The organism is Achromobacter sp. ACM02, assembly GCF_014851605.1.
Taxonomy (GTDB): Bacteria; Pseudomonadota; Gammaproteobacteria; order Burkholderiales; family Burkholderiaceae_B; genus Achromobacter; species Achromobacter aegrifaciens.
Genome location: NZ_JACUZY010000006.1, coordinates 241,812 through 265,897, shown reverse-complemented (window position 1 = coordinate 265,897; position 24,086 = coordinate 241,812). Strand labels below are relative to the sequence as shown.

Genomic DNA, 24,086 nt, shown 5'->3' with positions numbered 1-24,086 from the left:
GCTCAGTGCCAGAGCAGGGCGTTCATGGCCTCGACCAGCCGGTCGCGGTAACGCGGCAGCAGCGCCTGCACGCGCGCCTGACGTTCCTTCCATTCGGCGGATTCCGCGCCGGCGGCGATGCGCGGCGGCGCCCAGATCGGGTCGGGGAAATGGCGGTCGCCGCGCCAGCGCGGGATCACGTGCCAGTGCAGGTGCGGCACCATGTTGCCCAGCGAGGCCAGGTTGATCTTGTCCGGTCCCAGGACCGATTGCTGCGCTTCTTCGACCACGTACACGGCGCGCATCAGCAGGTCGCGGCCGTGCGTGGACAGGCTGGTCATCTCGGCCAGATGGCCGTTCCAGATTACCCGCGTGAAGCCCGGATAGTCGGCGTCGTCGACCTCGACGATGCGCAGATGCGGGCCGCGCCACAGCAGCGTGCCGCCGTCTTCCTGGCACAGCGGACAGTTGGGGTCGCGTGCGCTCACGGCATCACCTTGCGGTACTGGATGAAGCCCGAGCGGTCGGCGATGCGGTCGTAGAGCTGGATGGCGGTGGCGTTGGTTTCATGCGTCAGCCAGTACACGCGCGCGCAATTGGCGGCGGCGGCTTGCGCGTACACGTGTTCGATCAGCTTGCGGCCGGCGCCGGTGCCGCGCACGTCCGGATCCACGTACAGGTCTTGCAGATAGCAGTAGTCGCCCGCGGTCCAGGTGGAGCGGTGGAAGATCCAGTGCACCATGCCGACGGCCCGGCCGCTTTCGTACGCCAGCGCCGCGTGCATGGGTTCGGCGGGGTCCAGGAAGCGCGCCCAGGTGTTGCGCGTGACGGCGTCGTCGATGTTGACGCGATAGAACTCCTGGTAGCCCTTCCATAGCGGCAGCCAGGCTTCGAAGTCGGCGGCGACGATGGGACGGATTTCTGCGGTACTCATGGCTTGCGGCCTCCAGGCGGGATTCAGAGTTGGTCTTCCATGGCTTCGACGATGTGTCGCAGCACTTGCAATCGAGCGTAGCGCTTGTCGTTGGCCGACACCAGATGCCACGGCGCGTTGGGGAGGTCGGTGCGCGCCAGCATCTCGTTGGCGGCATCCGCGTAGTCCTTCCATTTGTCGCGGTTGCGCCAGTCGTCGGCCGTGATCTTGAAGTTCTTGAAGGGCGAGTTCTCGCGTTCCTTGAAGCGTTCCAGCTGCACTTCGGGCGTCACCGCCAGCCAGAACTTCAGCACCAGCGCGCCGCTGGCGGCCAACTGCCCCTCGAAGTCGTTGATCTCGGCGTAGGCGCGGCGCCAATTGGCGGGCGCGGTCAGCTTTTCGACGCGCTCGACCAGCACGCGGCCGTACCAGGAGCGGTCGAAGATGGCGATGCGGCCATGGCGCGGGACGTGGCGCCAGAAGCGCCACAGATAGGGCCGGGCCAGCTCTTCGCTGGTGGGGGCGGATATGGGCGTGATGTCGAACTGGCGCGCATCCAGCGCATGCGTGACGCGCCGGATCGCGCCGCCCTTGCCGGCCGCGTCCTGGCCTTCGAACACCAGCACCAGCGAACGCTCCTGGAATTTCTTTGAACGCGCGGCGCGCGCCAGCCGGCCTTGCAGCAGGCCCAGTTCGGATTCGTAGTCGTCCTTGTCGGTCTTGGCGTCGTAGTCCAGTTCGCCCAGGCGGTCGACGACGCGCGTGGTCCTGGCATGCGCCACGAAGGCGGCCGGAATGCGCGGCACGCCGCGCTGGCGCATGGCGGCCAACACGGCTTCGGCGGTGCGCGCGGCGCGCATGTCTTCGTCCGCGCTGGGGATCACGACCCAGGGGGCGTGGCCGCAGTCCGTGCGGTTCAGCACCAACTGGCCGGCGTTGCGGATGCGGTCGTACTTTTTGTAGACCTTCAGGTCTATCGGGCTGACCTGCCAGGAGGTTTCCGGGCTGGCCAGCAGGCGCTCGGCCCGCTCTTTCTGTGCCTTGGCCGACAAATGGAACCAGAGCTTGACGATCTGCACTCCCTCGGCGGCGAGCATGGCCTCGAAGTGGCGGATCGCGGCGGCCTGCGCCTCGATGCTGTTCTGGTCGGGCTTCTTGCGCGTGGCCTCATACAGCAGCGATGCGTACCAGGAGCCAAACACGATGCCGGTGCTGCCCTTGGGCGGCAGGTCGTTCCAGTAGCGCCAGAACGGCGGACGCTCCAGCGCGGCGCCTTCGCGCGGGCCGTAGGCCAGCGTCTTGATGTGGCGCGGATCCATCCATTCGTTCAGCAGGTTGACGGTGGCGCCCTTGCCGGCGCCGTCTATGCCCGCGATGACCACCAGCAGCGTCTTGTCCGCTTTCTGCAGGCGCTGATACTGCGCGTTCAGCAACGCGACGCGCAGCTTCGCCTCCAATGGCTTGAACTCTTCCTTGGACAGGCTGGGGTCGGCTTCGGCTTCTGCAAACATGGGGGATCCGTCTGATCGGCAATTCTGCGATCGGACGATCTTGCGGGATAAGCCCCGGGCGCGCAAGCCCGGCGCGCGGCTCGGTCAGAGCGCGTCGACGGGGATCTTCAGGTAGCGCACGCCGTTGTCCTCGGGCGGCGGGAAATGGCCGGCGCGGATGTTCACCTGGATGGCGGGCAGGATCAGGGTGGGCATGGAGAGCGTGGCGTCGCGCCGCGTGCGCATGGCGACGAAGTCCTCTTCGGCGACGCCGTCGCGCACGTGGATATTGGCGCGGCGCTGTTCGGCCACCGTGGTCTGCCAGGAGGCTTCGCGCCCGGCGGGCGGGTAGTCGTGGCACATGTACAGCCGAGTCTCGGCGGGCAGGCCCAGCAGGCGCTGGATGGAACGGTACAGCTGATGGGCGTCGCCGCCCGGGAAGTCACAGCGCGCTGTGCCCACGTCCGGCATGAACAGCGTGTCGCCGACGAAGGCCGCGTCGCCGATCAGGTAGGCCATGTCAGCCGGCGTATGGCCAGGCACGTGGATGGCCTGCGCCGTCAGCGCGCCGATGCGGAAGGTTTCGCCGTCCTTGAACAGATGGCCGAATTGCGAGCCGTCCAGCTGGAACTCCGGCTCCAGGTTGAAGATCTTTTTGAACACGCCCTGCACGGTCTGGATGCTTTGGCCGATGGCAATGACGCCGCCAAGCTGTCGCTGCAAGTAGGGCGCGGCCGACAGATGGTCGGCATGGGCATGGGTTTCCAGCAGCCATTCGGTCTTCAGGCCATGCTGGCGTACGTAATCCGCCACCCGGTCGGCGCTGGCGGTGCTGCTGCGGCCGGACTTGGGGTCGTAGTCCAGCACCGAGTCGATGATGGCGCAGGCGCCGCCCGGCGCGGGCTCATGCACGACGTAGGTGACGGTGGCGGTGACGGGATCGAAAAAGGCCTGGATCTGGGGAGACATGGACGCTCGCATCGCAGCGAGTCGCTGCACGATGAAACACTATATATATTTCAATAATATTGTTGGATATTATATTGGTCAATATAATGATCAAACTCCATCTAGCCGATTGATACGCATCAAATGAATGACGCCCTGACCGAGTGCGAGGTCGCCGCCTTGCGCGAATCCGCCTCCCAGGCCTGCGCGCTCCTCAAGGCGCTGGCCAACGAAGACCGCCTGCTGCTGCTGTGCCAGCTGGTCCAGAACGAACGCAATGTGAGCGAACTCGAATCGCTCACCGGCATCCGCCAGCCCACCTTGTCCCAGCAACTGGGCGTGCTGCGCGACGAAGGCCTGGTCGCGACCCGGCGCGAGGGCAAGTACGTCTACTACCAGATGGCCAGTTTCGAGGTCAGCCAGGTGATGAAGACGCTTTCCAGTTTGTACTGCGGCCGGACCATGGAGTCACTGGAGTCGCTCAAATGAACATGGACTGGTCCGCCTTCACGCCTTGGTCCGCTGGTGCGGGCGGCCTGCTCATCGGCGCCGCAGCCGTGCTGCTGATGGCCGGGGCGGGGCGGATCGCGGGCATCAGCGGCATCCTGGGCGGCCTGCTGCCGCCCGAGCGCGGCGGCATGTGGCGGCTGGCCTTTCTGTTGGGCGTGTTCGCTGCGCCCTGGCTGTATCGCCTGGGCAGCGCCTTGCCGCCCATCGTGGTCGAAGCCGGCACGACGCGCCTGATCGTGGCGGGTCTGCTGGTGGGGATCGGCACCCGCTATGCCTCGGGTTGCACCAGCGGCCACGGCGTCTGCGGCGTGTCGCGCGGATCGCGCCGGTCGCTCACCGCCACCGCCTTGTTCATGGCCGCGGGTTTTGCCGTGGTCTACGTCACCCGCCATCTGGGGGGACTTTGACATGGTGGCATTGATCGCATTCGGGTCGGGCCTGGTGTTCGGGCTGGGCCTCATCATTTCCGGCATGGCCAATCCGGCCAAGGTGCTGGGTTTTCTGGACCTGGCCGGCGCCTGGGATCCGTCACTGGCCTTCGTGATGGGTGGCGCCGTGCTGGTCACGGCGGCGGGCTTCGCGCTCTTGCGGCGGCGTCGTGCCAGCTTGTCGGGCGAGCCGCTGCGCTGGCCCACGGCTACGCGCGTGGACGTGCGACTGGCCGTGGGCAGCCTGGCGTTCGGCGCGGGCTGGGGCCTGGCGGGCTTCTGCCCAGGGCCCGCGCTGGTGGCGGCATCCGCCGGCGTGTCCGAAGCGCTGATTTTCGTGGCCGCCATGGTTGCCGGCATGGCGATATTTTCAGTCCTGGAAAAATTCAAAAGCCGGTAGACCGGCGAGGAGACAAGCATGCCGACAGCAGAGGCGCAGTGCGATTTCGATGTGGTGGTGGTGGGCGGCGGATCGGCGGGCATAGGCGTCACCGCCAGTCTGCTGCGTCGCCGCCCGGACCTGCGCATCGGCGTCATCGAACCCAGCGACAAGCACTACTACCAGCCGGCCTGGACGCTGGTGGGCGGCGGCGCTTTCGACATCGCCAAGACCGTGCGCCCGACCCGCGACGTCATGCCCAGGCGCGCCACTTGGCTGCAGGCGGCAGCGGCGGGCTTCGAACCCGAGGCCAACCGCGTGCTGCTGTCCGACGGCCGGGCGGTGAGCTACCAGCAACTGATCGTCTGCCCCGGCCTGCGCCTGGCGTGGGACAAGGTCGAGGGCCTGGCCGACACGCTGGGCAAGAACGGCGTCAGCTCCAACTACCGCTATGACCTGGCGCCCTATACCTGGGAACTGGTGCGCGGGTTGAAGGGCGGGCGGGCGCTGTTCACGCAGCCGGCCATGCCCATCAAATGCGCCGGCGCGCCGCAAAAGGCCATGTACCTGGCCTGCGACCACTGGAAGCGCACCGGCGTGCTGGACCGCATCGACGTGGAGTTCGACCTGGCGGGCGCGGCGCTGTTCGGCGTGCCGACGTTCGTTCCGCCGCTGATGCGCTATGTCGAAAGCTATGGCATCGCGCTGGCCTTCAACTCTGCGCTGGTGGCGGTGGACGGCGCGGCGCGCAAGGCCTGGTTCGATCTCAAGAACGCCGACGGCGCGGTGACGCGCGTGGAGAAATCCTTCGACATGCTGCACGCGGTCCCGCCGCAGGTGCCGCATGACTTCCTGAAGAACAGCCCGCTGGCGGACGCCGCCGGCTGGTGCGAAGTGGACCCGTCCACGCTGTTGCACGTGCGCCATGGCAACGTGTTCGGGCTGGGCGACGGCATCTGCACCAGCAACGCCAAGACCGCCGCGGCTGCGCGCAAACAGATCGTCACGGTGGCGGAAAATCTGCTGGCGCTGCGCGAAGGCCATGCCATGCCCGTCAAGTACGACGGCTATGGCTCCTGCCCGCTGACGGTGGAGCGCGGACGCATCGTGCTGGCCGAGTTCGGCTACGGCGGCAAACTCCTGCCCACCTTCCCGCTGGACCCGACTGTGCCGCGCAAGAGCGCCTGGTTCCTCAAGGCGACGCTGCTGCCCTGGATCTACTGGAACGGCATGCTAAAGGGCCGCGAATGGCTGGCCCGCCCGTTGGGCAACTGAGCGTCTCATGATCGATACGGTATTGGCCGTCAGTGCGGCGCTGGGGGCGTGCGTCGGCCTGATACTCGGGCTGACCGGCGCGGGCGGGGCCATCATGGCGGTGCCTCTGCTGGTCTTTGGCCTGCATTTGCAGGTGTCGCAGGCTGCGCCCATCGCCTTGCTGGCGGTCGGGTTGTCGGCCGCGTTGGGCGCGGTGCTGGGCTTGCGCCAAGGGCAGGTGCGCTATCGCGCAGCGGGCTTCATGGCGGCCACCGGCATCCTGGTGTCGCCGTTGGGCTTGTGGGCGGCGCGGCGTCTGCCCAATGCGCCGTTGGCCATCATCTTCGCCGGCGTGCTGGGCATGGTGGCCTGGCGCATGTGGAACCAAGGCAACAAGCCGGCGGCGCAGGCCGCGCCGCGCACGCCGCCCTGCCAGCTCAACGCCAGCACCGGCCGACTGCGCTGGACCGCGCCCTGCGCGCGCGCCTTGACGGGGGCGGGGCTGATCGCCGGCTTCCTGTCCGGCCTCTTGGGCGTGGGGGGCGGCTTCGTCATCGTGCCCGCGCTGCGGCGCGCCACGGACCTCAGCATGCAGGCCATCGTCGGCACCTCGCTGGCAGTGATCGCGTTGGTGTCGGCCAGCGGCGTCGTGGCCGCGGCGGCGGGCGGGCATCTGGACTGGCGCATCGCCGCGCCTTTTACCGCGGCGGCGGTGCTGGGCATGCTGGGAGGGCGCAAGGTGGCCGACCGGTTTCCCCCGCGCCGTCTGCAGCAGAGTTTCGCGCTGTTCGCGGGCCTGGTGGCCGTGGCGATGCTGATGAAGGGTGTGCTGGCGCTGCTCGCGGCCGCATGAGGCCGTGAGCAGCGCGGTTTACTCGTAGGTGCGGATATCGTCGATGACCTTGCCGTCGTTCGGCAGGCCATCCGCATCCACCCACTCCACGTCGCTGCGCAGCTTGGTCACGTCGCGCACCGATTCGGCGATGCGCTTGCCGAGCTCTTCGCTGCGCACCCGCGATTCCACTTTGAGCACCATGCGGTCGGAACCCGTGCTGCCGCTGATCACCAGCCGCGCGCGCAGGATCTCGGGATGGCGGCGCGCCACGTCGGCTACCTGCGACGGATGCACGAACATGCCGCGCACCTTGGTGGTCTGGTCCGCGCGTCCCATCCAGCCTTTGATGCGGGTGTTGGTGCGTCCGCAGGGCGAGATGCCGGGCATGACGGCGGACAGGTCGCCGGTGCCGAAGCGCACCAGCGGATAGTCCGGGTTCAAGGTGGTGACCACGACCTCGCCGACTTCGCCGTCGGGCACGGGTTCGCCGGTGCCGGGGCGCACGATCTCGACGATGATGTCCTCGCCCAGCACCAGGCCTTCACGCGCCGGCGTTTCAAACGCGACCATACCCAGGTCGGCGCTGCCGTAGGCCTGGTAGCCGTCGATGCCGCGCGCGGCCAGCCAGTCGCGCAGGGATGGCGGGAATGCTTCGCCGGACACCAGCGCGCGGCGTAGCGAATCCAGCTTCACACCCAGTTCGTCGGCCTTTTCAAGGATGATCTTGAGGAAGCTGGGCGTGCCGGTATAGCCGGTGGGCGCCAGATCCTGGATCGCGCGCACCTGCTGTTCCGTCTGGCCGGTGCCGCCGGGAAACACGGTGCAGCCCACGGCATGCGCCGCGGTTTCCATCATGGAGCCCGCGGGTGTGAAGTGATAGGAAAAGCAGTTGTAGGCCAGCTCGCCGGCGCGAAACCCGGCCGCGTGCAGGGCGCGGGCAAAGCGCCAATAATCGCTGCGCGCGCTCTCCGGCTCATAGATGGGGCCGGGAGACGCGAACACCCGCATCGCCTCGCCCCAACCGATGGCGGAGAAGCCGCCGAAGGCTTTCTGCGGTCCGGCAGGCGCGGCCGCGTCGGCGCGGCTGTGCTGCTGGCGTTCCAGCAGTTCGTGCTTGCGCAGCACCGGCAGGGTCGCCAGCGCTGCGCGCGACGTGATGGTGGCGGGGTCGATGCCGCGCAGCTGCTCGGCGATGGCGGGCGCACGCGCAATGGCCCGCGCGATCGCGCCGGGCAGGGCGGCCATCAGCTCGCGCTCGCGTTGCTCGGGCGCTCTGGTTTCGAGAACATCGAAAAACTGGGACATGGGATCACACCCTCTCGTATGCCAGGAATCACGCCAGCCAGCGCTTGCGCCGGCGGTAGAACTTGTTGTCGCGGAAACTCTTGCGTTCGCCGCTGGAGATGCCCAGATAGAACTCTTTCACGTCCTCGTTCTGGGCCAGGTCGGCCGCCGCGCCATCCATCATCACGCGGCCGTTTTCCAGGATGTAGCCGTAGTCGGCGTAGCGCAGTGCAATGTTGGTGTTCTGCTCGGCCAAGAGGAAGCTGACGCGCTCGCGCTGGTTCAGGTCGCGCACGATCTCGAAAATTTCTTCGACGATCTGCGGCGCCAGCCCCATGGAGGGCTCGTCCAGCAAGATCATGTTGGGGTTGGCCATCAGCGCGCGGCCGATGGCAGTCATCTGCTGTTCGCCGCCCGAGGTGTAGCCGGACTGGCTGGCGCGGCGCTGCTTCAGGCGGGGGAAATACTGGTAGACGCGGTCCAGCGCCGCCGCGGTATCGGCGCGGCTCATGCTGCGCGTGTAGGCGCCGGTCAGCAGGTTTTCCTCGATGGTCAGGTGGGCAAAGCAATGCCGGCCTTCCATCACCTGCACCACTCCGCGCTTGACCAATTCCGCCGGCGACAGCTTTTCGATGCGCTGGTTGCGGTACTGGATATGGCCCTTGGTGACGTCGCCGCGCTCGCCCTTGAGCAGGTTCGAAATGGCGCGCAAGGTGGTGGTCTTGCCCGCGCCGTTAGCGCCCAGCAAGGCCACGATCTTGCCTTCCGGCACTTGCAGGGAAACGCCCTTGAGCACCAGGATCACGTGGTTGTAGATCACCTCGATGCCGTTCACGTCGAGCAGCACCTTGGGGGTGTCTGCGGGTACTGCGGAAGTCGTTGCAGCGGTCATGGCTGTTCCTGCGGCTTGGTGGCCGCCGGCCCCTTATGCGGGACCGGCGGCCGGTTCACATCAGTTCTCGCAAGTGCGGGGCGTGATGTTCTTTTCCTTCGCGTACTTGGCGGCGCCTTCCTTCACCATGGGGTCCAGGATGGTCTTGTCCGACTGATACCAGTCGGAGACCACCTTGAACTTCGCGCCGTCCCACTGCACGATGCGGGCCCAGTCGTCGCCCTTGTGGTTGCTGCACGAGGTCTTGACCGGACGCATGATCTGGCCGAAGCCCAGCTTGTCCAGCTTTTCTTGCGTCAGGTTCAGGTTCTCGAAGCCCCAGCGGACCTGCTCTGGCGTCAGCGCCTTGCCCTTGCCGAACTTTTCCTGCGCGGTGCGGATCGCTTCCACCTGCAGCATCGAGATCATCATGCCGCGGGTGTGGGCGATGGTGCCCAGCGTGGTCTTGCCGGTCTTGTCCGAACCCTGACCCTTGTCGTAGACGAACTTCTTCAGGTCGTCGTAGACCTTGTCGTGCTCGGCGCCGCTGTTGTGGATGGTGATGGCGTTGTAGCCCTTGGCGACATCGCCCAGGTCCTTCACGTCGCCTTCAGAGCCGGCCCACCAGATGGCGTACATCTTGTCGCGCGGATAGCCGCTGGCCTGGGCTTCGCGGATGGCGGTCGGCGTCATGATGCCGGCGCTCCACAGCAGCACGTAGTTGGGGCGCGCCTGGCGGATCTGCAGCCAGGTGGACTTCTGTTCCACGCCGGGAGCGGTCACGGGATAGAGCACCAGCTCGAAGCCTTCCTTGGCCGCGCGCTTCTGCAGCAGGGGGATAGGTTCCTTGCCATATGGCGAGTCGTGGTAGACCAGGGCGATCTTCTTGCCCTTGAGCTTGTCCATGCCGCCTTCTTTCTTGGCGATGTCCTGGATCATCACGTCGGCCGCGGTCCAGTAGGTGCCCAGCAGCGGGAAGTTCCACTCGAACACGCTGCCATCGACCGACTGCGACAGGCCGTAGCCCATCGTTTCGACCGGGACCTTGTCGACCATGGCCTTGTCGCTGACGGCGAAGGTGATGCCGGTGGACTGGGTGTCGAAGCCCGATGCGCCGGTGCCCTTGCCCTTCAGGCGCTCGTAGCATTCCACGCCGCGGTCGGTGGCATAGGCGGTTTCGCATTCCTCGTACGTGATCTTGACGCCGTTGACGCCGCCATCGCGTTCGTTGACCAGCTTCAGATAGTCCAGCTTGCCGTCGGCCCAGGGAATGCCCAGGGGCGCGAAGGACCCGGTGCGATACACCAGCAACGGAACGAACTGCTCTTCCGCCGCCATTGCCGGCGTGGCCACGGCGCCTGCGGCGCCGGCTGCGGCCATCAAAGCTGCCGCCAACTTCAGGTTAAGACGCTTCATCTCCATTTACCTCCTGCGTGGTGTTTGGGTCAGTAAACCCTGGGACACCGGGATTGGCCCGGTCTTGAGCCGGGTATTCAGGATGCCGGTTGCAGCGCTCATGCCGCTACTGCCGACGGTGATCAAAACTTAGGCCACTCCATCCGGGCCGCGGCGGATCCGGCTTTGCCGGTCCCCAGCGGCGCCCCCTTGAGGGGGAAGCGCCGAAGGCGCTTCGGGGGTGGGTCTTATCCTTAATGCGGGAAGGGCCAGATGCGCAACTTCTCCTTGCCGATGCTCCACAGCCTGGCCAGCCCGTGCGGTTCGGCGATCAGGAAGAACACGATCAGCGCGCCGAACACCATGTGTTCGATGTGCGCGGCCGTGTCCACCGACAGCGGGATGCCCAGCGCATGCGGGATGTTGGACAGCGCCACCGGCACCAGCACGATGAAGGCCGCGCCGAAGAAGCTGCCGATGATCGAACCCAGCCCGCCGATGATGACCATGAACAGCAGCTGGAACGAACGCGTCAGGTCGAACGCCAGCGGTTCCCAGGACCCCAGGTGGATGTAGCCCCACAAGGCCCCGGCCACGCCGACGATGAACGAGCTGACCGCGAAGGCCGTCAGCTTGGCGTACATCGGGCGGATGCCGATGACGGAGGCCGCCACGTCCATGTCGCGGATCGCCATCCACTGCCGGCCGATGGCGCCGCGTACCAGGTTCTTGGCAAGCAGGCTGAAGATGACGACCAGGATCAGCACGAACAGGTACTTCTCCAGCGCGCTCTGCACCGGCAGGCCGAAGGCGGTCAGCGGCGGCACCGAGACGTTGCCGGACGACGAGTAGTTGGTGAAGAAGGGGATGCGCAGGAACGCCCAGTCCACGAAGAATTGCGCGGCCAGCGTCGCCACCGCCAGGTACAGGCCGCGGATGCGCAGGCTGGGTATGCCGAAGATCACGCCCACGATGGTGGCGAAGAAGCCGCCCAGCAGGATCTGGATGACCAGCGGCATGCCGGGAAAGCGCACGCCGAAGTTCCAGGCTGCATAGGCGCCCACCGCCATGAAGGCGCCCGTGCCCAGCGAGATCTGGCCGCAATAGCCCACCAGGATGTTCAAGCCCACGGCGGCCAGCGCCAGGATCAGGAACGGGATCAGGATGGCGCGCAGCAGGTAGTCGCTGGCCATGGCCGGGATGGCGATGAACGCCACCGCCAGCAGCAGCCAGATGAAGATGCGGTCCTGGCGGATCGGAAAGATCTGCTGGTCAGCGCGATAGCTGGTCTTGAATTGGCCGTTTTCGCGATAGAACATGTTTTTATCCTAGAGGGCCTGTGGGCTCAGACACGGTCGATGATCTTCTCGCCGAACAGCCCTTGCGGACGGAACAGCAGGAACACCAGCGCCAGCACATAGGCGAACCAGATTTCGATACCGCCGCCTACCAGCGACCCCAGATAGACCTCGGACAGCTTTTCGCCCACGCCGATGATCAGGCCGCCCAGGATGGCGCCCGGCACCGAAGTCAGGCCGCCCAGGATCACCACCGGCAGCGCCCGCAGCGCCGCGGTGGACAGCGTGAACTGCACGCCGAATTTCGAGCCCCAGATGATCCCGGCCACCAGCGCCACCAGCCCCGCCACGCTCCAGACGATCACCCAGATGCGGTTCAGCGGAATGCCGATGGACTGCGCGGCCTGGTGGTCGTCGGCCACCGCGCGCAGGGCGCGGCCGGTCGAGGTGTACTGGAAGAACAGGGCCAGCGCGGCCACCAGCAGGGCGGCGATCACCGCTGCCGTCAGGTCTTCCAGGTTGATCAGCAACCCTCCCTCGAAGACCGAGTCCAGGATCATCAGGGGATCCTTGGGCATGCCGACGTTGATGGAGTACACCGAGCTGCCGAAGGTGATCTGGCCCAGGCCGTCCAGGAAGTAGCTGATGCCCAGCGTGGCCATCAGCAAGGTGGTGGCCTCCTGGTTGACCAGGTGGCGCAGCACGAAGCGTTCGATGGCGACCGCCAGCAGGAACATCACGATGGCGCTGACGATGAAGGCCAGCACGTTGGCCAGGATCATGTTGTCAAAGCCGAACCAGCGCGGCAGCCACTCCGAGAAGCGGGCCATGGACAGCGCGGCGACCAGCACCATCGCGCCCTGCGCGAAGTTGAAGACGCCGGATGCCTTGAAGATCAGCACGAAGCCCAGGCCGATCAGCGCGTACAGCATGCCGCTCATCAGGCCGCCGAGTAAGGTCTCTAGAAAAAATCCCATGTCTGTCCGCCTTAGTGCGATACGCCGAGGTAAGCTCGGATCACGTCTTCGTTGGCACGGACCTCGTCCGGCTTGCCGTCGCCGATCTTCTTGCCATAGTCCAGCACCACGACGCGGTCCGAAATATCCATGACCACGCCCATGTCGTGCTCGATCAGCACGATGGTGGTGCCGAACTCGTCGTTCACATCCAGGATGAAGCGGCTCATGTCCTGCTTCTCTTCGATGTTCATGCCGGCCATGGGTTCGTCCAACAGCAGCAGGCGCGGCTCCATTGCCAGCGCGCGGCCCAGGTCCACGCGCTTTTGCAGGCCGTAGGGCAGGCGGCCCACGGGCGTCTTGCGGTAGGCCTGGATTTCCAGGAAGTCGACGATGTTTTCGACGAACTCGCGGTGCTTGATTTCTTCGCGCTCGGCCGGGCCCAGGCGGAAGGCCTGGGCCAGCAGTCCGCACTTCATGCGCAGGTTGCGGCCGGTCATGATGTTGTCCAGCACGCTCATGCCCTTGAACAGGGCCAGGTTCTGGAACGTGCGCGCGATGCCCATTTCAGCGGCGCGGCGCGGATTCATGCGCGAGAAGCGCTCGCCGCGGAATTCGATGCCGCCTTGCTGCGGTGTATAGACGCCGTTGATGACGTTGAGCATCGAGCTCTTGCCGGCGCCGTTGGGGCCGATGATGGCGCGGATCTCGTGTTCGCGCACGTTGAACGAAATGTCCGTCAGCGCCTTCACGCCGCCGAAGGACAGCGAGATGTTCTGCATGTCCAGCATGACGTCGCCGATACGCTGGTCGCGGTCGTTGTTGCTCATGATCTCTACGCGGCCTTGGCGGTGATGGCGGGGAAGGTCTTGACCGGGCGGATCTTCAGGTCCGCCGAGATCTTGCCGGTGCGTCCGTCTTCGAATTTCACTTCGGTCTCGATGAACTGCGATTGCTTGCCGCCAAAGAGCGCGTCAATCAGCACGCCATACTTCTGCGCGATGAAGGCGCGGCGCACCTTGCGCGTGCGGGTCAGTTCGTCGTCGTCCGGATCCAGTTCCTTGTGCAGGATGAGGAAACGGCTGATCTGCGAGGCCGACAGCTTGGGATCGGTGGCCAGGTCGGCGTTGACCTGCTCCACGCATTCGGCGATCAGCTGGTAGACCTCGTCCTTGGAAGCCAGGTCGGTGTAGCCGGCATAGGGCATGCCGCGGCGCTCGGCCCAGTTGCCCACGGCTTCCAGGTCGATGTTGATGAAGGCGCACACGTCGTCGCGGTTGGCGCCGAAGGCGACCGCTTCCTTGATGTGCTGGAAGAACTTGAGCTTGTTCTCGATGTACTTGGGCGCGAACAGGGCGCCATTGGCAAGCTTGCCCACGTCCTTGGCGCGGTCGATGATCTTCAGCTGGCCGTCGGTGTCCAGATAGCCCGCGTCGCCCGTATGGAACCAGCCGTCGGCGCTGCGCGCTTCGGCGGTGGCTTCGGGGTTGCGGTAGTACTCCTTGAAGAGCCCGGGGCTCTTGACCAGGATCTCGCCGTTGTCGGCCACGCGGATCTCCACGCCCTCGACGGGCGGGCCTACCGTGTCGTCGCGCACCTGGCCGTCGGGCTGCACGCAGACGAAGACCGAGGTTTCGGTGGAGCCGTAGAGCTGCTTGAGGTTGATGCCGATGGAGCGGTAGAACACGAACAGGTCGGGGCCGATGGCCTCGCCCGCGGTGTAGGCCACGCGCACGCGGCTCATGCCCAGCGCATTGCGCAGCGGACCGTAGATCATCATGTTGCCCAGCGCGTAGCGCAGGCGGTCCCAGGCGCCGACCTGCTCGCCGTCCAGGATCTTGGCGCCCACGCGGCGGGCGAGCTTCATGCAGGCCGCGAACAGCTTGCGCTTGATCAGCCCCGCGTCTTCCATGCGGATCATCACATGCGTCAGCAGGCCTTCCAGCACGCGCGGCGGCGCGAAGTAATAGGTGGGGCCGATGTCGCGCATGTCGATTGACACGGTGTCGGGCGATTCAGGATGGTTCACGGTAAAGCCCGTGACCAGCAGTTGCGTGTACGAGAACATGTTCTGGCCGATCCAGGCGGGCGGCAGATAGGCCAGCACGTCTTCCTGGTCGGTCAGCTTTTCCATATCGGACACGGCGCGCGCACGGTCGATCAGCGCATGGTGCGTGAGCACCACGCCCTTGGGCTTGCCCGTGGTGCCGGAGGTATAGAACATGGCGGCCGGGTCATGCGGCTGCACGGCGGCGACGGCCTGCTCGAAGAAGCCGGGATGCTGCTTGGCGTATTCGCGGCCCAGCTCTTCCAGCTGTTCATACGAGCGCAGCATCGGGTCGGTGTAATGCCGCAGGCCGCGCGGATCGTCGTACACCACATGCTTGAGCGCGGGACATTGCTCGTGGACTTCGAGCATCTTGTCGACCTGTTCCTGGTCTTCGACGATGGCCACGCTGATCTCGGCGTCCTGCAGCACGTAGACCATTTCCTGCGCCACGGCATCCTGGTAGAGCGGCACCGGTATCGCGCCCAGCGACTGCGCAGCCATCATGGCCATGTACAGGCGCGGACGGTTTTCACCGATCACGGCCACGTGCATGCCGGGCTTGATGCCCAATGCAGCCAAGCCATGCGCAACATGCCGGACATGCTCCGCCACGTCGGACCACGTTAGGGTTTGCCAGATCCCCAGATCTTTTTCGCGTATGGCGGGCCGCGACCCGCGAACGCTGGCATGCGTGAACAGCAGCGCCGGAAAGGTATCCAGCGCCGCCGGCATCTGTGCAGATGCGGGCGGTGTATGTGCCACGATGTCTCCTCCGGTTTGGGCGCATCGGGCCGGGAGTCCGCGAGAGCGGTGGCGGCGATGAGGCGCTTGACCAGTTGGTTTTAGATTTACGGCAGGAGTTAAGGTATAAGGTTGGGTTGCTACCAACTGTCACCATCGCGACATTCAAGGAACTTTTAGGGTATTCCCGATGCAGCTATCCGACTCCCTGCAACTCGCCGCCGCCTGGTTTCGCGTGCTCAGCCGCGATCAGCAAGAGCGCGTCGAGAGGGACCTTACCGTGCAGCAGGTGGTTGCCGGGTCGATCATAGAGCGCAAAGGTGAACTCGCCCAGGCTTGGATAGGGGTGCTGGCGGGGCTGGTGAAGGTTTCGGTGGGCAACGCCGAAGGCAAGGTGGCGTCGCTGACCGGCGTGCCTGCCGGCGGCTGGATCGGCGAGGGCTCGCTGCTCAAGCGCGAGATCCGCAAGTACGACATCGTTGCTCTGCGGGATTCGGTGGTCGCGCGCCTGCCGGCCGCTACCTTCGATTGGCTGCTGGATAACAGCATCCCGTTCAACCGCTATCTGCTCCACCAATTGAACGAGCGCGTGGCGCAGTTCATCGGCAAGGCGGAGTACGACCGTTTGCTGGATCCGGATGCGCGCGTGGCCCGCTGCCTTGCCGAACTCTTCAACCCTTTGCTGTATCCCGGCATGGGCATGCGCCTGGCGATTACCCAGGAAGAAGTCGGCTATCTGGCCCGGGTGTCGCGCCAGCGCGCCAACCAGGCGCTGCGCAAGCTGGAAGAGGCGGGCTTGCTGAATGTGGAATACGGCGCGGTCAGGGTGCTGGACCTGGACGGCTTGAAACAATACGGGTCGGACCGCGCCGCGGCCGAGGGCGAGCCGGCCTAGCGCTGGCCGCTCCTGTTCAAAATAGTTGTTGACGATAGATCGCGCGCTATTTAATATTGCGCAATGAAATCCAGATCCAAAGCCAAGGCCGCATTCAACCCGCTGCTGCTGGACAGCCAGCTGTGCTTCGCCCTGTACTCGACCTCGCTGGCGATGAACAAGGTGTACCGCAAGCTGCTGCGCGGTCTGGACCTGACCTATCCGCAGTACCTGGTGATGCTGGTGCTGTGGGAAGGCGACGAGATTACGGTGACGGATATCGGCGAGCGCCTGTTCCTGGATTCGGCCACGCTGACGCCGCTGCTGAAGCGCCTGGAAGCGGCAGGCCTGGTAACGCGCAAGCGCGCCGTGGAAGACGAGCGCCAGGTGATCGTCGGACTGACCCGCCAGGGCCGCGAACTGCGCGCGCAAGCCGAGGCCGTGCCGCACTCGATCGCGGGCGCCGCGCAGTGTTCGCTGGAAGAGGCGCAAGGTATGATGAAAACGCTGCATGCGCTGCGGGAGAAGCTCAGCGCAAGTCTTTGAAGCGGCGGGCCAGGCCCGCTATCGTTAGATCAAATAAATAGTGCGCTATTTAATATTGCACTATTTAAATAGTAAGGGTCGCGGCGGGATGTTCCCGCCAGGCCTGGCAGTCCAACCTCCACTTCCCTACAAGGAAACGCATCATGTCTATCGAAAAAGTGCTGTACCGCGCCCATGCGCACGTCACCGGCGGCCGTGAAGGCACGGGCGCCACGGACGACGGCAACCTGAACGTCAAGCTGACCACGCCGAAGGAACTGGGCGGCGCGGGCGCGGCCGGCACCAATCCGGAACAACTGTTCGCCGTGGGCTACTCGGCCTGCTTCATGGGCGCCATGAAATTCGTCGCCGGCCGCGACAAGATCGCCATGCCGGCGAATGCGACGATCGACGGTGCTGTCGGCATCGGTCCTATTCCTACGGGGTTTGGGATTGAAGTCGAACTGAAGATTTCGTTGCCGGGGATGGAGCGGGCTGAGGCGGAGAAGCTGGTGGCTGCGGCGCATATCGTTTGCCCTTACTCGAATGCTACGCGTGGCAATATTGATGTGACGTTGACGATTGTTTGATCGTTGATGGGTTGTTGATGTTCTGTTGGCGGGCGGCCTTGTTCTTAGGCCGCCCGTCGTCGCGTGCGGCGTGGCGGCTCGCGCCCACGATTGCGGTCCGGAGCGAAGGCTCCGGGCCGCAATCGTTGCCCCGCGCAGCGCGAGTCCCCGACGTGGCAGGCGTCAAAAGAACGCCAACAACGCCATCCCTCTAATGCGACCCACCCAAGTAAGCCGCCACAACAGCCGGATCATGCTTCAACTTATCCGCACTCCCATGCACCGAGATCCGCCCGTTCTCCAACACATACCCATAATCCGCCACATTCAATGCAGCAGCAGCAAACTGCTCCACCAGCAGCATCGTCACCCCTTCATCCTTGAGCCGCGCAATGATCCGGAACACTTCTTCCACCAGGATCGGCGCCAGCCCCATTGAAGGCTCGTCCAGCAGCACCAGTTCCGGATTCAGCATCACCGCTCTAGCCATGGCCAGCATCTGCTGTTCGCCGCCCGACAAGGTGCCGGCCAGCTGATCGCGCCGTTCCTTCAGGCGCGGAAACAGATCCATGGCCCGGCCCAGGTCGGACTGCACGTCGCCCTTGGGACGGCTGCCTGTCAGGCGCGGGAAAGCGCCCAGCAGCAGGTTGTCGGTGACCGACAGCGTTGGAAATACGCGCCGGCCCTCGGGCGAATGCGCCAGGCCCAGCCGCGCGATGCGGTGAGACTCCAGGCCGTCGATGCGCTTGCCGCTCAGCGTGACCTCGCCCGCGGTGGGGCGGATCATGCCGGACAGCGCCCGCATCGTGGTGGTCTTGCCGGCGCCGTTGGAGCCGATCAGCGTCACCACCTTGGCCTTAGGCACTTCCATGCTGATGCCGTGCAGCACCTTCACCTTGCCGTAGCCCGCTTCCAGATTCTTGATCGATAGCATCTTGTTGTCCCCTTGGCGTCAGGCGGGCGCGCCGCCCAGATACGCCTCGATGACCTTGGCGTTGCTTTGCACTTCGTTGGGCAGGCCCTCGGCGATCTTCTGGCCGAAGTCCAGCACCGACACGGTGTCGCACACCCCCATCACCACGTCCATGTGGTGTTCGATGAGGATCAGCGTGATGCCGTGGTCGCGCACCTTGCGGATGATGGCCAGCAGTTCGACGATGTCGGGCGCGGTCAGGCCGGCCGCGGGTTCGTCCAGCAGCAAGAGTTGCGGATCCAGGGCCAGCGCGCGGGCGATTTCCAGCAGGCGTTGCTTGCCGTAGGGCAGGTTGCGCGCTTCCTCGCTGGCCAGGGATTCCAGGCCCACGAATTCCAGCAGCGCCATGGCGCGGGCGCGGGCGCCCTGTTCCTCGCCTTTCCACTTGGACGTGCGCAGCGCGATGCCGGCCAGCCCAGTGGTGAAGGTGTGGTGCAGGCCGACCAGCACGTTTTCCAGCGCGGTCATTTCGCCGAAGAGCTGCACGTTCTGGAAGGTGCGCGCAATGCCGGTTTCAGCGATGTCGGCCGGCGTCATGCCGACCAGCGACTTGCCCGAGAATTCCACGGCGCCGGAAGTCGGCACGTAGATGCCCGTCAGCACGTTCATCATGGTGCTCTTGCCGGAGCCGTTGGGACCGATCAGGCCATGGATGGTGCCGCGCTTGACGGTCAGGTCGACCTGGTTCAGCGCCTTCAGGCCGCCGAACTGCATCAGCACGCCCTTGGCTGCCAGCAGCGTGTCGCCCTTGCCCTTGGCCGCATCGGGCACGGCGTCCTGGGCTTTCACCAAGTCCGACTTGACCGAGAGCGCGGCGCGGCGATTGGAGAAGAACAGGTTGCGCACGAAGCCCACGATGCCGTCGGGCAGGTAGTACACGACGAACAGGATCATGGCGCCGAAGATCGTCAGGCGCCAGTCGGTGACCGCTTCCAGCCAGTACGAGAACACCGCCAGCAGGATGGTGCCGACGACCGGCACGACGACGCGGCGCGGTTCGGTGCGGCCCTTGGATATTGCGATGGCGCTGCCGACGGTGACCAGGATGGCCACGGCCAGCGCGATCAGCCTGAAGGTCGAGATGTCATCCAGCATCTTGGGCAGCAGCACGATGATGGACGCGCCCAGCAGCGCGCCCGTGCGGCTCTTGCGCCCGCCCATGATGATGGCCAGCAGGAACAGGATGGTCAGTTCGAAGTTGTAGGTGTTGGGCGAGATGTACTGTTCGGAATACGAGTACAGCGCGCCGGCCAGGCCGGCGAAGCCGGCGCTGATGACGAAGGCGAACACCTTGTGCCGGTAGACCGACACGCCCATGCAGTCGGACGCGATGGGGCTGTCCCGCAGGGCCTCGAACGAGCGGCCCAGGTGCGACTTCAGGATGCGGTGCACCACGATCAGCGACAGCACCAGCAGCGCCGCGACCAGCCAGAAGTACTCGCTCTTGGTCAGCACATGTCCGGCGATGGCGGGCTTGGAGATCTTGATGCCCAGGGGGCCTTCGGTGAGGAAGGTCATCTCGTTGATCAGGATCTGGATGATGGTGCCAAACGCCAGCGTCACCATGGCCAGGTACGGCCCCGTGACGCGCAGCGCCGGCAGCGCCAGCACCGCGCCGAAGGCGGCCGCGATCAGGATGGCCGCGGGCAGGATCACCCAGATGGGCATCTGCAGATGGAAGAACAGCACGCCCGCCACATACGAGCCGATGCCGAACAGGCCGGCGTGGCCCAGCGACACCTGGCCGGTATAGCCCACCACGATATCGAGCCCGAACAGCAGGATCGAATAGATCATGATGGTTTCGATGAGGTGCAGGTAGTACGTGTTGGTCACGCCCAGCGGCACGGCGGCCAGGCAGGCCACGGCCACGATGGATAGCAAAAGGTGCAAGGGTTTCATCGCTTACACCTTCTTGATCGCGGTCTTGCCGAACAGGCCGGCGGGCTTGAAGGTCAGTACGAGCAGCAGCAACACCAATCCCGGCACGTCTTTGTACCCCGTCGAAAGATAGAAACCGGTGGTCGTTTCGGCGATCCCCAGGATCAGCCCGCCCACCACCACGCCCATGCCGCTGGACAGGCCGCCGATGATGGCGACGGCGAAGGCTTTGAGGCCCAGCACCGCGCCCATGGTGGCGCCGGTCAGGGTCAGGGGCGCGACCAGCACGCCCGCGAACGCGGCAGTCAGCGAGGACAGCGCGTAGGAAAACGTGATCACCATGCCCGTGTTGATTCCCATCAGGCCGGCGGCGTCGCGGTCGTTGGACGTGGCGACGAAGGCCTTGCCGTAGATGGATTTGCGGTTGAAGACTTCCACCAGCAGCATCATCGCCAGGGCGCCGAACACCACCAGCAGCTCCATGGGCAGCACGTTGGCGCCCAGCACCTGGATGGGCGCTTCCGGCAGCGGCGAGGGGAAGCGCAGGTCGTCGCGGCCCCAGATGTTCTCGGCGACGTTCTTGAAGATGATGCCCAGCGCGATGGTGGCCATGATCCAGCCGAACTCCGAGCGGGTCTTGATGGCGGGCCTGACGCCCACGCGCTCGACCAGCGCGCCTTGCGCGAATCCGAAGATGCAGACGATGGGTATCATCACCCAGTAGTTCACGCCCAGGCCGACCAGTGTCAGGCCGACCAGCGCGCCCAGCATCAGGGCTTCGCCCTGGCCGAAGTTCAGGGTGCCCGACGTGGCGAACGTGAGCTGGTATCCGAACGCGATGACGGCATAGATCATGCCCAGCGCGATACCGCTATAGATGAGCTGTAGAAGAATCATGGTGTGTGTCGTGTAGCGCTGTGGTTCCGTCCCAACCCCCTTGGGCAGAACGCGGTTTTCAGGCGGCGGCAAGCCCGCGCCCTGGGCGACAGGGCGCGGCTGGCGGCGGCCGGGCAGCCGCCGCCGGGATGCGCTGCGGGACCTTAGTTGGCCTTGACGACGCGGCCGCCCTTGACCTCGCCGATGACCACTTCCTTGACGGTGATCGCGTCGTGGTTGTCTGCGCTGAAGGGCTTGTTGTAGGTCATGACCACGCCCTCGACGGGCGTCTGCAGGTTTTCGAGGGCCTCGCGGACCTTCGGGCCGTCGGTGGAGTTGGCCTGCTTGAAGGCCGCGGCCAGCAGATAGATGGAGTCATAGCCCTGGGCGGCCGACACCGGGGAATCGATGCGGTTGTTCTTGGGCTTGAACTTGGCCAGGTAGGCGTCGATGAAGGCCTTGCGCTTGGGCGTGTCCGGGTCCTGGATGAAGGTCTGCGGCATGCGCGCGCCTTCGCCGTTGGCGCCGGAGTTGTCGATGTAGTTGGCCATGGACAGGGTCCAGCTGCCGATGATCGGCACCTTCCAGCCCAGCTTGGTCATGCCGTTGGCGACCTGGGCCAGTTCGGGGCCGATGCCGTAGGTCAGCACGGCTTCGGCGCCGGCGGCCTTGGCCTTCAGCAGCTGAGCCGTCATGTCGACGTCCTTGATGTTGAACTTCTCCACGGCCACGGGCTTGATGCCCTTGGCGTCCAGGGCCTTTTCCAGGTCCTCGCGGCCGAGCTGGCCGTAGTTGGTGGAGTCGGCCAGGATCGCGACCTTCTTGAAGCCGCGGCGGGTCACCGCCTCTTCGACGATCATCGGGGCCTGGATGCTGTCATGCGCCGCGTTGCGGAACACGTAGTTGTTCGGGTATTCCGGCGCCTTGAACTGGTGCGTGATCACGCTGCCCGTGGCCACGTTGTTGAACACGGGGATCTTGGCGTCCTGGTAGAAGCGCTGGGAGGCCAGGGCCACGCCCGTGTTGATGTAGCCGACGGTGGCGGCGACCTGTTCCTTGTTGATCAGCTCTTGGGCGATCTGTACGCCGCGCTCGTTCTTGGCTTCGTCGTCGCGTTCGACGGCGACCAGCTGGCGTCCCATGACGCCGCCGTTCTTGTTGATTTCTTCAATGGCCAGGCGCACGCCGTCGCGCATGCTTACGCCCATGGAGGACGAGCCGCCGGTGTAGGGGCCGGCCACGCCGATCTTGATGGGGTCGGCGGCGTGGGACGCGGCCGTTGCGACAAGTGCAAGGGTTCCTGCTAGCAGCTTCAAACGAAAATCCATTGATGTCTCCGTTGTAATTGGTAGAACTGCGTGGAAAACCGTGTGCCGGCGCCAGACGGCGAAAATCGTTGCTGCGGCGCTCTCCTGTGTGGCGTGTCGTGACTGTCTGCCTAATCACTTACGCGAAACTGACCCGGCGGGGTTTTTCCGCGTAAATACCTAGTACGGACGCACGAGGGTTCCTGTCATGCGCCATGGCGCTGCCTGCTGTGGGGAAGGGAATGGAAGGCGGCGTGCCGTGGCGGGCATGGGCGGGACATTGCATTGGCGGCATCCTAGCCAGCGCGGCGGCGGGCTGCGCGGAATTTCATTCCGCCCCGGCCTGGAAATTTATTCCTTACCGGCCCGCAGGCCTTGCGGCCATTGAGAAACCTGTTTGCACACGTCATCCAGCCATAGGGAAAACGCTTGGACCGCTCTGCCCGGCGGGCGCGAGGTTTCGGTGCACAGGTAATACTGGCATTCGCCGGGAATTTCGATGTCCAGGACGCGCACCAGCTTGCCCTCGTCCAGCCATTCCGCCGCCAGCGCGCGCCGCGTGAGCGCCAGGCCCTGGCCGGCGCGCGCGGCTGCCAACATGATGCCCAGGTCCACCAGCCACACGCCGCGCGCGGGCTCGGGCCAGTCCAGCCCGGCGGCGGCCAGCCAGGGCCGCCACGGTTCCATCGGGCAGCGCAGCAGTTGCGCCCGGGCCAGGTCGGCGGGCCGCTCGAAGGGGCCGTGCCGGTCGCGGTATTCGGGCGCGCAGACCGCGAACACCGGATCCGCCGTCAACTGGTGCGCGTTCAGGCCGGGATATTTTCCGCTGCCGAAGCGCACCCAGACGTCGGCATTGGGCGGCATGATGTCCAGGTAGGGGATGGACAGCATGATTTCCAGCTCCACCTCGGGATGCGCGGCGGTGAAGCCGGGCAGGGCGGGGATCAGCACCTGGCGGGCGAACGTGGGGGTGGAGACGACGCGCAGCGGTTCGAGCTTGGGTTCGCCGCGCTTGTGCAGGGAGGCGTCGGACAGCAGGTCCAGCGCGGTGCGGACCTGGTCCAGGTACTCGCGTCCGGCCGAGCTCAGCGTGGCGCCGCGGCTGCTGCGGATGAAGAGTGTGACGTCCAGCATGGCCTCGAGCGCTGCGATGCGCTTGCCGATGGCGCTGGCAGTGACGAAGAGTTCCTCGCTGGCGCGTTCGAAGGAGCCCAGGCGGGCGGCTGCCTCGAAGGCCTGGATGGCTGCCAGGGGGGGCAGGCGCACATCTTTGGAAGGGCTGGGACCGCGCATGATCGTCTGGCGGGCCGGTGTTGCGCCCGACGAAAGATTGGCTACCGGGCGATTATAAGGACGGCGGCGCCAGCCCTGCGCCGTAGCGCCGGAGCACCTGGGAGATTTCCACGCGATAGCCGTCCAGCCAGCGCGCTTGTGCGGCCTTGGCCTGCTGGTGCGCAGGGTGGCGGATGAGTTGTTCCAACGCTTCCAGCGATTCCCAGTAGTAGACGTTGGAGATCAGGCCGCGCGCGGTGTCTGCCCAGCTCTCTTCGCCCAGATAGCCCGGAATGGCGCGCGCGGCAGCGGCGATGGCTTGATCCAGGCGGTGAAAATCATCGTCGAACTGCTTGGTGGCGAAGATGAAGGTGGAGCTGTACATGTGGGACTCCGGACGCGGCGGGTGCGGCAAGCAGGAAAACCGGCCGCCGGGAGGTCCGGGCGGCCGATCGGGGGAACTGCTGGAAACGTAGCT

Annotated in this window: 25 protein-coding genes; 8 read left to right on the top strand and 17 right to left on the bottom strand. The window is 65.5% G+C overall.

The genetic code is table 11. The features are described from left to right. Window positions 1–2: 2 nt before the first annotated feature. The 4 genes from IB258_RS20510 to IB258_RS20495 all read right to left on the bottom strand — a co-directional run bounded on the left by IB258_RS20510 (window position 3) and on the right by IB258_RS20495 (window position 3,351). Window positions 3–467 (bottom strand): HIT family protein, encoded by a 465-nt coding sequence (locus IB258_RS20510; RefSeq protein ID WP_119450171.1) that lies wholly within the window; start codon window positions 465–467, stop codon window positions 3–5. Further along, a complete protein-coding gene (locus IB258_RS20505) occupies window positions 464–913 on the bottom strand; it encodes a GNAT family N-acetyltransferase (protein ID WP_059374149.1) in 450 nt (149 codons plus the stop codon). Before IB258_RS20505 ends, IB258_RS20510 begins: the two co-directional genes overlap by 4 nt. Before the next feature lie 23 nt (window positions 914–936). Then, window positions 937–2,403 (bottom strand): polyphosphate:AMP phosphotransferase, encoded by a 1,467-nt coding sequence (pap, locus tag IB258_RS20500; protein ID WP_192353123.1) that lies wholly within the window; start codon window positions 2,401–2,403, stop codon window positions 937–939. A gap of 84 nt (window positions 2,404–2,487) precedes the next feature. Next, a complete protein-coding gene (locus IB258_RS20495; RefSeq protein ID WP_192353122.1) occupies window positions 2,488–3,351 on the bottom strand; it encodes an MBL fold metallo-hydrolase in 864 nt (287 codons plus the stop codon). Between the two features lie 123 nt (window positions 3,352–3,474). On the opposite strand from IB258_RS20495, the gene IB258_RS20490 reads away from it, so the two are divergent. Genes IB258_RS20490 through IB258_RS20470 form a run of 5 tightly spaced genes read left to right on the top strand, consistent with a single transcriptional unit; the run spans window position 3,475 to window position 6,754 of the window. Further along, the gene (locus IB258_RS20490; RefSeq protein WP_054456945.1) at window positions 3,475–3,819 is read left to right on the top strand and encodes a helix-turn-helix transcriptional regulator; all 345 of its coding nucleotides are present in this window, start codon (window positions 3,475–3,477) and stop codon (window positions 3,817–3,819) included. Next, on the top strand, window positions 3,816–4,247 hold the full coding sequence (locus tag IB258_RS20485) for a YeeE/YedE family protein (RefSeq protein ID WP_054456943.1): 432 nt from the start codon (window positions 3,816–3,818) through the stop codon (window positions 4,245–4,247). The genes IB258_RS20490 and IB258_RS20485 overlap by 4 nt, the downstream gene beginning before the upstream one ends. 1 nt (window position 4,248) lies before the next feature. After that, the gene (locus IB258_RS20480) at window positions 4,249–4,668 is read left to right on the top strand and encodes a DUF6691 family protein (protein WP_054456941.1); all 420 of its coding nucleotides are present in this window, start codon (window positions 4,249–4,251) and stop codon (window positions 4,666–4,668) included. Between the two features lie 18 nt (window positions 4,669–4,686). Continuing rightward, a complete protein-coding gene (locus IB258_RS20475; protein ID WP_192353121.1) occupies window positions 4,687–5,922 on the top strand; it encodes an FAD/NAD(P)-binding oxidoreductase in 1,236 nt (411 codons plus the stop codon). A 7-nt stretch (window positions 5,923–5,929) separates the two neighbouring features. Then, on the top strand, window positions 5,930–6,754 hold the full coding sequence (locus tag IB258_RS20470; RefSeq protein ID WP_192353120.1) for a sulfite exporter TauE/SafE family protein: 825 nt from the start codon (window positions 5,930–5,932) through the stop codon (window positions 6,752–6,754). A gap of 18 nt (window positions 6,755–6,772) precedes the next feature. On the opposite strand, the gene IB258_RS20465 is transcribed toward IB258_RS20470, so the two are convergent. The 7 genes from IB258_RS20465 to IB258_RS20435 form a co-directional block, all read right to left on the bottom strand. Further along, complete coding sequence (locus tag IB258_RS20465) at window positions 6,773–8,041, bottom strand: phenylacetate--CoA ligase family protein (protein ID WP_054456936.1); 1,269 nt, start codon at window positions 8,039–8,041, stop codon at window positions 6,773–6,775. 28 nt (window positions 8,042–8,069) lie between these two features. Next, window positions 8,070–8,912 carry an ABC transporter ATP-binding protein gene (locus tag IB258_RS20460; RefSeq protein WP_175162418.1) on the bottom strand — a complete coding sequence of 281 codons (843 nt, stop codon included), beginning with the start codon at window positions 8,910–8,912 and terminating at the stop codon, window positions 8,070–8,072. A 60-nt stretch (window positions 8,913–8,972) separates the two neighbouring features. Continuing rightward, a complete protein-coding gene (locus IB258_RS20455; RefSeq protein ID WP_192353119.1) occupies window positions 8,973–10,313 on the bottom strand; it encodes an ABC transporter substrate-binding protein in 1,341 nt (446 codons plus the stop codon). 227 nt (window positions 10,314–10,540) lie between these two features. Beyond that, window positions 10,541–11,605, bottom strand: a complete 1,065-nt coding sequence (locus IB258_RS20450) for a branched-chain amino acid ABC transporter permease (protein ID WP_054456932.1) — start codon at window positions 11,603–11,605, stop codon at window positions 10,541–10,543. A 26-nt stretch (window positions 11,606–11,631) separates the two neighbouring features. Further along, window positions 11,632–12,561 (bottom strand): branched-chain amino acid ABC transporter permease, encoded by a 930-nt coding sequence (locus tag IB258_RS20445; RefSeq protein ID WP_042796065.1) that lies wholly within the window; start codon window positions 12,559–12,561, stop codon window positions 11,632–11,634. An 11-nt stretch (window positions 12,562–12,572) separates the two neighbouring features. Further along, window positions 12,573–13,370, bottom strand: a complete 798-nt coding sequence (locus IB258_RS20440) for an ABC transporter ATP-binding protein (RefSeq protein WP_054456930.1) — start codon at window positions 13,368–13,370, stop codon at window positions 12,573–12,575. A gap of 5 nt (window positions 13,371–13,375) precedes the next feature. Next, a complete protein-coding gene (locus IB258_RS20435; protein WP_119450176.1) occupies window positions 13,376–15,352 on the bottom strand; it encodes a long-chain fatty acid--CoA ligase in 1,977 nt (658 codons plus the stop codon). Between the two features lie 169 nt (window positions 15,353–15,521). Here IB258_RS20435 and IB258_RS20430 point away from each other — a divergent pair, with 169 nt between their 5' ends. The 3 genes from IB258_RS20430 to IB258_RS20420 all read left to right on the top strand — a co-directional run bounded on the left by IB258_RS20430 (window position 15,522) and on the right by IB258_RS20420 (window position 17,320). After that, window positions 15,522–16,226, top strand: a complete 705-nt coding sequence (locus tag IB258_RS20430) for a Crp/Fnr family transcriptional regulator (protein WP_054456926.1) — start codon at window positions 15,522–15,524, stop codon at window positions 16,224–16,226. A 63-nt stretch (window positions 16,227–16,289) separates the two neighbouring features. After that, window positions 16,290–16,751: a MarR family winged helix-turn-helix transcriptional regulator gene (locus tag IB258_RS20425; RefSeq protein ID WP_054456924.1), complete on the top strand. Its 462-nt coding sequence runs from the start codon at window positions 16,290–16,292 to the stop codon at window positions 16,749–16,751. Between the two features lie 143 nt (window positions 16,752–16,894). After that, on the top strand, window positions 16,895–17,320 hold the full coding sequence (locus IB258_RS20420) for an organic hydroperoxide resistance protein (RefSeq protein WP_175162424.1): 426 nt from the start codon (window positions 16,895–16,897) through the stop codon (window positions 17,318–17,320). Window positions 17,321–17,510: 190 nt separating this feature from the next. Here IB258_RS20420 and IB258_RS20415 read toward each other — a convergent pair whose 3' ends face one another. From IB258_RS20415 to IB258_RS20390, 6 genes are all read right to left on the bottom strand, one after another. Next, window positions 17,511–18,233, bottom strand: a complete 723-nt coding sequence (locus IB258_RS20415; protein ID WP_013396767.1) for an ABC transporter ATP-binding protein — start codon at window positions 18,231–18,233, stop codon at window positions 17,511–17,513. A gap of 18 nt (window positions 18,234–18,251) precedes the next feature. Beyond that, window positions 18,252–20,174, bottom strand: a complete 1,923-nt coding sequence (locus IB258_RS20410; RefSeq protein WP_119450178.1) for an ATP-binding cassette domain-containing protein — start codon at window positions 20,172–20,174, stop codon at window positions 18,252–18,254. Between the two features lie 3 nt (window positions 20,175–20,177). After that, the gene (locus tag IB258_RS20405) at window positions 20,178–21,050 is read right to left on the bottom strand and encodes a branched-chain amino acid ABC transporter permease (protein ID WP_054456919.1); all 873 of its coding nucleotides are present in this window, start codon (window positions 21,048–21,050) and stop codon (window positions 20,178–20,180) included. Between the two features lie 143 nt (window positions 21,051–21,193). Continuing rightward, on the bottom strand, window positions 21,194–22,357 hold the full coding sequence (locus tag IB258_RS20400) for an ABC transporter substrate-binding protein (protein ID WP_192353118.1): 1,164 nt from the start codon (window positions 22,355–22,357) through the stop codon (window positions 21,194–21,196). Between the two features lie 330 nt (window positions 22,358–22,687). Continuing rightward, window positions 22,688–23,629: a LysR substrate-binding domain-containing protein gene (locus IB258_RS20395; protein WP_054456916.1), complete on the bottom strand. Its 942-nt coding sequence runs from the start codon at window positions 23,627–23,629 to the stop codon at window positions 22,688–22,690. A 52-nt stretch (window positions 23,630–23,681) separates the two neighbouring features. After that, window positions 23,682–23,993 (bottom strand): antibiotic biosynthesis monooxygenase, encoded by a 312-nt coding sequence (locus tag IB258_RS20390; RefSeq protein ID WP_054456914.1) that lies wholly within the window; start codon window positions 23,991–23,993, stop codon window positions 23,682–23,684. Window positions 23,994–24,086 lie beyond the last annotated feature (93 nt).